Annotated in this window: 11 protein-coding genes; 8 read left to right on the forward strand and 3 right to left on the reverse strand. The window is 63.7% G+C overall.

The window, feature by feature from the left end:
• The 6 genes from EN969_RS35855 to EN969_RS05275 all read left to right on the forward strand — a co-directional run.
• A partial coding sequence (locus EN969_RS35855; protein ID WP_245467417.1) for an SAM-dependent methyltransferase occupies positions 1-563 on the forward strand: 563 nt, incomplete at its 5' end.
• Positions 560-853 (forward strand): DUF2849 domain-containing protein, encoded by a 294-nt coding sequence (locus tag EN969_RS05255; RefSeq protein ID WP_013529562.1) that lies wholly within the window; start codon positions 560-562, stop codon positions 851-853. The genes EN969_RS35855 and EN969_RS05255, both read left to right, overlap by 4 nt.
• A 43-nt stretch (positions 854-896) precedes the next feature.
• The gene (locus tag EN969_RS05260; RefSeq protein WP_063169017.1) at positions 897-2,567 is read left to right on the forward strand and encodes a nitrite/sulfite reductase; all 1,671 of its coding nucleotides are present in this window, start codon (positions 897-899) and stop codon (positions 2,565-2,567) included.
• Entirely contained in the window at positions 2,542-3,306 is a 765-nt protein-coding gene (locus EN969_RS05265; RefSeq protein WP_024502838.1) for a phosphoadenylyl-sulfate reductase, read from the forward strand. Before EN969_RS05260 ends, EN969_RS05265 begins: the two co-directional genes overlap by 26 nt.
• A 173-nt stretch (positions 3,307-3,479) precedes the next feature.
• The gene (locus EN969_RS05270; protein ID WP_063169016.1) at positions 3,480-4,013 is read left to right on the forward strand and encodes a DUF934 domain-containing protein; all 534 of its coding nucleotides are present in this window, start codon (positions 3,480-3,482) and stop codon (positions 4,011-4,013) included.
• Between the two features lie 96 nt (positions 4,014-4,109).
• Complete coding sequence (locus tag EN969_RS05275; RefSeq protein WP_063169015.1) at positions 4,110-5,717, forward strand: GMC family oxidoreductase N-terminal domain-containing protein; 1,608 nt, start codon at positions 4,110-4,112, stop codon at positions 5,715-5,717.
• Positions 5,718-5,840: 123 nt separating this feature from the next.
• Here the strand turns inward: EN969_RS05275 and EN969_RS05280 are convergent, their stop codons facing one another.
• The 3 genes from EN969_RS05280 to EN969_RS05290 form a co-directional block, all read right to left on the reverse strand.
• Complete coding sequence (locus EN969_RS05280) at positions 5,841-6,863, reverse strand: fatty acid desaturase (protein WP_063169014.1); 1,023 nt, start codon at positions 6,861-6,863, stop codon at positions 5,841-5,843.
• A gap of 152 nt (positions 6,864-7,015) precedes the next feature.
• Positions 7,016-7,519 carry a hypothetical protein gene (locus tag EN969_RS05285; protein ID WP_335916267.1) on the reverse strand — a complete coding sequence of 168 codons (504 nt, stop codon included), beginning with the start codon at positions 7,517-7,519 and terminating at the stop codon, positions 7,016-7,018.
• Complete coding sequence (locus EN969_RS05290; RefSeq protein ID WP_024502834.1) at positions 7,494-7,691, reverse strand: hypothetical protein; 198 nt, start codon at positions 7,689-7,691, stop codon at positions 7,494-7,496. Before EN969_RS05290 ends, EN969_RS05285 begins: the two co-directional genes overlap by 26 nt.
• A gap of 242 nt (positions 7,692-7,933) precedes the next feature.
• On the opposite strand from EN969_RS05290, the gene grpE reads away from it, so the two are divergent.
• Together grpE and EN969_RS05300 are read left to right on the forward strand one after the other, a co-directional pair.
• A complete protein-coding gene (gene grpE, locus EN969_RS05295; protein ID WP_027161324.1) occupies positions 7,934-8,569 on the forward strand; it encodes a nucleotide exchange factor GrpE in 636 nt (211 codons plus the stop codon).
• A gap of 112 nt (positions 8,570-8,681) precedes the next feature.
• Positions 8,682-9,003 (forward strand): TRIC cation channel family protein (locus EN969_RS05300; protein WP_206525133.1); only part of this gene is annotated, 322 nt, incomplete at its 3' end.

The following is a 9,003-nucleotide window of genomic DNA, read 5'->3' on the forward strand; positions in this document are numbered from 1 at the left end:
GTGAAGGCAAGCGTGTCGTGCGGCTGAAGTCTGGCGATCCGCTGGTGTTCGGCCGGGCCGGCGAAGAGATGGCGGCACTTCGCGACGCCGGCATCGCCTATGAGGTGGTCCCGGGCGTCACCGCGGCCTTTGCCGCCGCCGCCGATTTCGAACTGCCGCTGACCTTGCGCGGTGTCTCCTCGTCGATGGTGTTCACCACCGGCCACGACCTCAAGGGCAATTCGCTGCCCGACTGGGCCAAGCTCGCGATTTCCGGCGCTACCGTCGCCGTCTATATGGGCCGCTCGGTGGCGGCCGAGGTTGCCGGACGGCTGATCGAGGCCGGCCTGTCGCCGGACACTGCGGTGGCCGTGGTCGAGAATGCCAGCCTCGCCAACCGGCGGCGCTTCCACGGCACGCTTGCCGACCTGCCGTCGCTGGAAGCGCGCGCCGATCTTTCCGGCCCAGTCATGACCATCATCGGCGATGCGGTCGCCGGCGCCAACTTTGAACGGTCCGAGCCGCTGGCGGCACACAGGCATGAAGGCGCGTCCAGTTCGGTCGCCGAAGGAGTTCAGCAATGAAGATACTGACCGCCAACCGCCTCACCGACGGCATCGCCGTCTGGTACGCCGATGGCGGCTGGGCCGAGACGGTGGATCATGCCGACCTCGCCCATGACAAGGCAGCCGATGACAGGCTCGAGGCGATCGGCGCCAAGGCCTATGCCGCCAACGAAGTGGTCGACGTCAATTTGATCGACGCCGAAGTCGTCAACGGCGTCGTCCAACCGGTGCGGCTGCGCGAGAAGATCCGCGCCGCCGGCCCGACCATCCGCAACGATCTCGGCAAGCAGGCTGCGCGGGCAGCATAACCAAGACACCAGGCATGGGCGGACGCGCCCTGAAAGACCAAGCATGTACCGTTACGATGAGTTCGACCACGATTTTGTCCAGGCCCGCGTCGCCGAGTTCAGCGACCAGGTGCAGCGCCGTCTTGCCGGCGAGATCACCGAGGACCAGTTCCGGCCATTGAGGCTGATGAACGGCGTCTATCTGCAGCTGCATGCCTACATGCTGCGCATCGCGGTGCCCTATGGCACGCTGAACGGCAAGCAGCTGCGCATGCTCGGCCACATCGCCCGCAAATACGACAAGGGCTACGGCCATTTCACCACGCGCCAGAACATCCAGTTCAACTGGCCGGCGCTGTCGGACATTCCGGCGATCCTGGCCGATCTCGCAAGCGTCGAGATGCACGCCATCCAGACCAGCGGCAATTGCATTCGCAACGTCACCGCCGACCACTTCGCCGGCGCTGCCGCCGACGAGGTCGCCGATCCGCGTCCCTACGCGGAAATCCTGCGCCAGTGGTCATCGGTGCATCCGGAATTCTCGTTCCTGCCGCGCAAATTCAAGATCGCGGTGACGGGGGCCGAGCGCGACCGCGCCGCCATCCAGACCCACGACATCGGCCTGCACCTGAGGAAGAACGCCGCCGGCGAACTCGGTTTCGCCGTCTATATCGGCGGCGGCCAGGGCCGCACGCCAATGGTTGCCCGCAAAATCCGCGACTTCCTGCCGGAAGCCGACCTTTTGTCCTACTGCACGGCGATCCTGCGCGTTTACAACCTCTATGGCCGCCGCGACAACAAGTACAAGGCGCGCATCAAGATCCTCGTCCATGAGACCGGGGTCGAGGAGATCACCCGCCAAATCGAGGCCGAGTGGCAAGAGTTGAAAGACGCCCAGCTGAAGCTGCCGGAAGCCGATATCCGCGCCATCGAGGCCTATTTCGCGCCACCGGCACTCGCTGAGCGGCCGGAAGGCGACCAGGCGGTCAAGCTGGCGCGGCTCGATTCCAAGGGGTTCTCGGAGTGGCTCGACCAGAATGTCGTGACGCACCGCCATCCCGATTATGCGGCTGTGACGATCTCGCTGAAGGGCATCGGCGAGGTGCCTGGCGACGCCTCGGACAGCCAGATGGACGCAATCGCCGGCATCGCCGAGACATATGGCTTTGACGAGCTGCGTGTCAGCCATGAGCAGAACCTGATCCTGCCGCATGTGGCCCGCGCCGACCTCAAGGCGGTCTATGATGCGCTGGTCGGCATCGGCCTGGCGACGGCCAATTCCAACCTGATATCGGACATCATCGCTTGCCCGGGCCTCGACTACTGCGCGCTGGCCACGGCGCGCTCGATCCCAATCGCGCAGGAAATCTCGCGCCGCTTCGCCTCGCTTGAGCGGCAGCGCGAGATCGGCGAACTGAAGCTGAAGATCTCCGGCTGCATCAACGCCTGCGGTCATCACCATGTCGGCCACATCGGCATCCTCGGCGTCGAGAAGAAGGGCTCCGAACTCTATCAGGTGACGCTGGGCGGCTCGGCCGACGAGAACACCTCGGTCGGCGAGATCATCGGCCGCGGCTTCTCTTCGGAAGAGATCACCGACGCCATCGAACAGATCGTCGAGACCTATCTCGGCCTTCGGCTCGACCCACAAGAGAAATTCATCGACGCCTACCGCCGAGTCGGTCCCGCGCCGTTCAAGGAGGCGCTCTATGCTGGCGAAGCCAAGGCCGCTTGACCGTATTGGAGACGTCGATGACGGCATCGCCGCCAAAGCGGCAGGGCTCGACGCGCTCTATGGTCATCTGAAGCCGCTCGAGATCATCGAACGCTCGGCCCGCGAACTGTTCCTCGACGAGATCGCGGCGGTGTCGTCGTTCGGCGCGGATTCGGCTGTGCTGCTGCACATGATCGCCAAGATCGACCGGACGCTGCCGGTCATCTTCCTCGACACCGGCAAGCATTTCGAGGAGACGCTCGGCTATCGCGATGCGCTCGCCGCCGATTTCGGGCTGACCAACATAAGGGTGATCAAACCCGAGGAAGCAGCACTCGAACGGATCGATCCGACGGGCAATCTGCACCAAAGCGATACCGATGCCTGCTGCGACGTGCGCAAGGTGGAGCCGCTGGCGCGCGGTGTCGCGCCATTTCGTGCCTGGCTCACTGGCCGCAAGCGTTTTCAGGCCGCGACGCGGGCAGCGCTGCCGGTGTTCGAGGCGGTCGGTCCGCGCATCCGCATCAATCCGCTGGCGCATTGGACGACATCGGACCAGGCCGACTATATGCGCGCGCATGCGCTGCGCGAAAATCCGCTGGTCGCTTATGGCTATCTGTCGATCGGCTGCTTCCCGTGCACGCAGCCGGTGCAGCCGGGCGAGGACGCGCGCAGCGGCCGCTGGGCCGGTCATGCCAAGACCGAGTGCGGCATTCACCTGTCGGGGCTGGAGAAGTCGCTGACCGACGCATCCCTTTAGGATATGCTGATATTCAGGTAAGGCTGGCCTGCAAACGGCGGCTTCCTGCGCTTCCGGTGCTCACGTACTTCAAGTATGCTCCGCTCCGGTTCTCGGAAGCCGCCATTTTCGGCGCAGCCTGACCTGAATCTCAACACATCCTTGGTTTCGTTTGACTGTTTAGGAACTTTTTGATGACTGAACCGACGACACCGGAGACCCGGCTCTGGACCCCTGCGGGTTTTCAGGAGGATGAGTGGACGCATGCCGAAAGCGCCGATGCGCTGTCCGGCAACGGCCGCTTCATCCTGCCGTTGCAAGTCTTCCTCGATCTCGATCCGGAGGTGCGCCGCTCGGCCAAGGAACGGCTCGGCGTCCTGCTGCAGCCGGGTGATCAGCTCGAGAAGGTCGCCGACCTGCTCGACCAGCTGTCGCTGGTGGCGCTGGCCTTTCCGGCCTTCAGCGACGGCCGCTCCTTCTCCAAGGGAGAGCTGCTGCGCGGCCGCTACCATTTCGAAGGTGCCGTTCGCGCTACCGGCCAGGTGCTGGTCGACCAACTGCCGCATATGCTGCGGCTGGGCTTCGACGAGTTCGAGATATCGAACCCCGTGCTGTTGAAGCGCCTGGAGGAGGGCCGCACCGGCGGATTGGGGCTCTACTACCAGCCAGCCGCCGTGCCGGAACCAAAAGGCCCGAAATACTCCTGGCGGCGCGTTCGCAGCGGCTGACGTTGCGGTAATTCCGCGCGTCTTTACAACGCCCCCTGTTCAAGCCTTCTCTTGAGCTTCCGGATGGAAAATCCGGAATGATCGGGGAGGGTCTTCATGCGTTACGACTATGTCATAGCCGGCGCTGGGTCCGCCGGCTGTGCGCTTGCCGCACGGCTTTCGGAAGACCCCTCGAAAACGGTCTGCCTGATCGAAGCTGGCGGCGAGGGCAGGGATATGCTGATCCGCGCTCCGGCTGGCATTATCGGTATGCTTTCCGGCCGGCCCAGGATCAACAATTGGGCCTTCGAAACCGTGCCGCAGCAAGGTCTTGGCGGCCGCAAGGGCTACCAGCCGCGCGGCAAGGCGCTGGGCGGCTCCAGCGCCATCAATGCGATGCTCTATGTCAGGGGCCATCGCAGCGACTATGACGAATGGGCCGATCTGGGCTGTGAGGGCTGGTCATGGGATGAGGTTCTGCCCTATTTCCGGCGCGCCGAAGGCAATGAGCGCGGCACTGATGCCCTGCATGGCGGGGACGGCCCGTTGAAAGTGTCGAACCAGCGCTCGCCGAGGCCAATCGCCAAGGCCTTCATAGAGGCTTGTGCCGAAAACCAGATTCGCGCCTTGGACGATTTCAACGGACCGGAACAAGAGGGCGCCGGCTATTTCCAGGTGACCCAATTTGCCGGTGGCGCCCGTAATGGCGAGCGCTGTTCGACTGCCGCCGCCTATCTCCATCCGGTGATGCAGCGGACCAATCTGACCGTGATCACGCGGGCGCACGCCACAGGCATCGTCCTTGACGGCAAGCGGGCCACCGGTATCCGCTACCGGACACGCAAAGGCGAGGCAGTGGCGCAGGCGTCGTGCGAGGTGATCCTGTGTGGCGGTGCCTTCGGTTCGCCGCAGTTTCTGTTGCTGTCGGGTATCGGCCCGGCGGCCGAACTTGCCGTGCATGGCGTTCCCGTCGTCCACGAATTGCCGGGCGTCGGCAAGAACCTGCAGGACCACCTCGATTTCATCGTCGGCTGGAGATCGAAGGACACCGATATGCTTGGCATGAGCCCGCGCGGCGCGTTGGGTTTCCTACGGCATATCGCGCAGTGGCGGCGGGATGGGACCGGGCTGATCGCCTCGCCGGCGGCCGAGAGCGGCGCTTTCGTCAAATCCGACCCGGCGCTTGAGCGCCCTGACCTGCAGCTGCAATTCGTCATCGGGCTGGTCGAAAACCATGCGCGCACGCTGCACTACGGCTTCGGCTTCTCCTGTCATGTCTGCATATTGCGGCCGCACTCGCGTGGCGAGGTTGGGCTGGCCAGCGCCGATCCACTTGCCGCGCCGCGCATCGATCCGCGCTTTCTCAGCGACCAGCGCGATGCGGAGCTGCTGTTGAAAGGCGTGAGGATCACCCGGCAGGTGCTGGCTTCACCGGCGCTGACGCGCTACCGGCACAAGGAAATGCACATCGCCGGCGAGCCAAGCGATGCCGATCTGATGACCCATATCCGTACCCGCGCCGACACGGTCTATCACCCGGTCGGCTCCTGTCGGATGGGCGTCGACGAGATGGCGGTGGTCGATCCGCAACTCAAGGTGCGCGGGCTTGAAGCCTTGCGTGTCGTGGACGCCTCGGTGATGCCGACACTGATTGGTGGCAACACCAATGCGCCAACCATCATGATCGCCGAAAAGGCCGCCGACATGATCAGGGCTGCCTGGTAGGAGCTCCAGGCGCGGTGCCTATAGACTGGCGGTCGTTTTACTTTTCTTGGTTTGACGCAATTGCCCCAGGGAAAACGCTACGCGCTTTCCCTGGAAACCGTTCACCACTTCTGCTGGAATTGCTTAAGCCGCCGCCCGTGCCTCGCGGAACGACACCAGCTTGCGGCGGTTCTCGTCCCACAACGCCAGTTTAACGCAGCGCAGGCTTTCCAGCAGCGTGACACGGCCGATGTCGCGCAGCTCGGGATAATCCCGCAGCACTTCCTGCAACCGGTAGCACGGCACCTTGGCGGAGAGGTGATGGACGTGATGGACACCGATGTTGCCGGTGAACCAGTTCAGCACCGGCGGGAGGTCGTAATAGGACGATCCGTGCAAGGCGGCGTGCTGGAATTCCCAGTCGACATCCTTCGCCCATTCCGTTTCCTCGAACTGGTGCTGGACATAGAACAGCCAGATGCCGGCCGAACCGGCGAGGATGACGATCGGCAGGTGGACCACCAGGAACGCGCCGGGACCGACGAACCAAATGAGGATGGCTGCTGCGACCGCGATGCCAAGATTGGTGGTCATCGACGACACCCAAGGGGTCAGGCCGCCGCGCATCATGCCGACGGGCAGCCTTTGCTCGAAGATGAACAGCCAGATCGGACCGAGCCCGAACATCACCAGCGGGTGGCGATAGAGACGATAGGCAAGGCGGCCTCGCCACGACATCTGCCGGTATTCTGCAACGGTCAGCGTCCGGATGTCGCCCATGCCGCGTTCGTCAAGATTGCCGGCGCTGGCGTGGTGGGTCGCGTGGGCGCGCCGCCAGCAATCGTAGGGCGTCAGCGTCAGGATGCCGAGCGCGCGGCCGATCCAGTCGTCCGCGTAGCGATTGGCGAAGAAGGAGCCGTGGCCGCAATCGTGCTGGATCATGAAGATGCGCACCAGAAACCCGGCCGCGGGAAGGATGAGGATCAGTCCCCACCAATGGCCATAGGCATAGGCCGCCGAGGACAGGCCCCAGAGCATGGCGAATGGAATGAGAGTGATGGCGAGTTCGACGGTGCTGCGCCGCCTGTCAGGCTTCTTGTAGCGGGCGAGAATCTTCAGCCAGGCGCGCTTGCTGTTGGCGACCGTCTCAGGGGAAATCATGTTCATCAGGAAGCATAGGCGGGGTGCCTCGCCGCCGCAAGGCGACATCACGCAAAATTACTTTGCGTAATTGTCGCGTGGCCCGGCGGTCGAGCCAGCCAACCGCCGGTTCGACCTGCTGATGATTCTGAGCGTCGGTTTTCCGCTGAGGTCGATCGCTATTCGCGATCGAGGATGGGACAGCCGCGCTCGGTGCCAAAAGTCACGCGCACGCGGTCGCCACCCTGTCTGCCGCGGACTGTGATCTCCCGGCGGCCGACGGACTCTATCCTTGCGCGGCGGATGCCCATTCGGTCTGCCTTGTCGAGGGCCCGGTCCTCCGTGCAGCCTCGTTGACGGCGGTCGCGCCGGTCGTCGCGACGGGGGCCTTCGCAATCGTCATAGGCGGGGTCGCAATCTTCCATGAGCTTCAGCCGCGGGCCATGTTTGCCCAATTGCAGCTGCAGATTGTCTGCTTGTGCCGGAAAAGCCGCCAAGGTGATGGCGCCGAGGCCGACAAGCGCCATCAGCGATGAGGTGATCGAAACCTTGCGCACTACGTCCTCCATTTTGAACCACAACACATCTATCCTTAGATGGTTCGGCTCTCCCCGGCTATTGCCGATAGGAGGTTTGCTGCCAAGATTGATTGTTGCGTTACCGCCGGCGCCAGCCGATGTCACCGCGCTCCGCCCCATCGAGGCGGTCGAGCAGTTCTCGGAGCCGGTCGGGAATGTCGGCCTCGGTGCGGAAGGCCGGCAAGGTGCGTAGAAAGCGGGTCACCGCCTCGGCACCCAACTGGCGCCTGACCTCGATGGCCAGCCCTTCTGCCTTTTCGCCCGTGTTGCGGGTCATCGTCTCAAAATCCTGTGTCGGCTTCGAAACTCCTCCAGCAAGGGAATGGTTCCCCCATCCTGCCTGTGGGGCAAGCAAAGCCGGCAGTTAAGGTAAAATTTGAATTAAAATCGAAATGCCTTGCCTGCCATTGTCCGGCCTTGGCCGGTGGCTTCCATAATCGCTTACCCCTTGATTTTTGGCTGCCAAACATCGATATCGGGCACAAAATCCACATCATTCGAGATTGACGGGAAACGGCGATGAGCGACCAGGCAAAAGACGAACGCGCGCCCGATGAAGTCGAGGCGACCGAGCCCGCAGCCGAGCGCACGGAAGGCAGCACCGACGGCGACTATGAAGCCCTTGTCCGGCTGCTGAAGGAAAATGAAGAGCTGAAGGACCGCGCGCTGCGCGTGGCGGCCGAAATGGAAAACCTGCGTCGCCGCACGGCGCGCGATGTTCACGATGCGCGCACCTACGCGGTCGCGAATTTCGCCCGCGACATGCTTTCGGTGTCGGACAATCTGCGCCGCGCGCTGGATGCGATTCCCGCCGAGGCCAAGGCATCGGGTGACGCCGGCTTCAAGGCGCTGATCGAAGGCGTCGACCTCACCGAGCGCGCCATGCTGTCGGCGCTGGAACGGCATGGGGTCAAGAAGCTCGCGCCGGAAGGCGAGAAGTTCGATCCCAATTTCCACCAGGCGATGTTCGAAGTGCCCAATCCGGACGTCCCGGCCAACACCGTGGTCCAGGTCGTGCAGCCGGGCTATTCGATCGGCGACCGCGTGCTGCGCCCGGCTATGGTCGGCGTCGCCAAAGGCGGTCCGAAGTTTGCCGCCGCTGAAGCGCCGGTCGAGCCGGGGCCGGTAAACGAGCAGGCTGAGAAAGATGCATAGTTAAGGGAGTAGGGCAGTAGGGCAGTAGGGAAAAGGGCAATCGCACCTTCCGTGCGGCTTCGTGCTAAACATACTGCCCTACTGCCCTATTCCCTTACTCCCCTGGCCTGCCATGAACCCCATCGCGCTTCTCGACTATGCCGGTGTCGCCGTCTTCGCGGCGACGGGGGCGCTTGCGGCTTCGCGCAAGCAGCTCGACATTATCGGCTTCCTGTTCCTGGCCAGCGTCACCGGGATAGGTGGCGGCACGCTTCGCGACGTCATCCTCAACCTGCCGGTTTTCTGGGTCGCCAACTCCGGCTATGTGCTGGTCTGCGCCGCGGTTGCGGTGCTGGTCTTCTTCAGCGCGCATCGTGTCGAATCGCGCTGGAAATGGCTGCTCTGGCTCGACGCCATCGGGCTCGCCGCTTTTTCGGTGATGGGCGCGGCCAAGG

The sequence above is a fragment of the Mesorhizobium sp. M7A.F.Ca.CA.003.01.2.1 genome (genome assembly GCF_003998945.1).
In the GTDB taxonomy this organism is placed as follows: domain Bacteria; phylum Pseudomonadota; class Alphaproteobacteria; order Rhizobiales; family Rhizobiaceae; genus Mesorhizobium; species Mesorhizobium ciceri.

Bases quoted from the DNA above. Each gene is read 5' to 3' on its own strand.
- EN969_RS05265 (WP_024502838.1), top strand. From the start codon at position 2,542: ATGCTGGCGAAGCCAAGGCCGCTTGACCGTATTGGAGACGTCGATGAC.
- EN969_RS05280 (WP_063169014.1), bottom strand. From the start codon at position 6,863: ATGAACATGATTTCCCCTGAGACGGTCGCCAACAGCAAGCGCGCCTGG.
- EN969_RS05255 (WP_013529562.1), top strand. From the start codon at position 560: ATGAAGATACTGACCGCCAACCGCCTCACCGACGGCATCGCCGTCTGG.
- EN969_RS05275 (WP_063169015.1), top strand. From the start codon at position 4,110: ATGCGTTACGACTATGTCATAGCCGGCGCTGGGTCCGCCGGCTGTGCG.
- EN969_RS05260 (WP_063169017.1), top strand. From the start codon at position 897: ATGTACCGTTACGATGAGTTCGACCACGATTTTGTCCAGGCCCGCGTC.
- grpE (WP_027161324.1), top strand. From the start codon at position 7,934: ATGAGCGACCAGGCAAAAGACGAACGCGCGCCCGATGAAGTCGAGGCG.
- EN969_RS05290 (WP_024502834.1), bottom strand. From the start codon at position 7,691: ATGACCCGCAACACGGGCGAAAAGGCAGAAGGGCTGGCCATCGAGGTC.
- EN969_RS05270 (WP_063169016.1), top strand. From the start codon at position 3,480: ATGACTGAACCGACGACACCGGAGACCCGGCTCTGGACCCCTGCGGGT.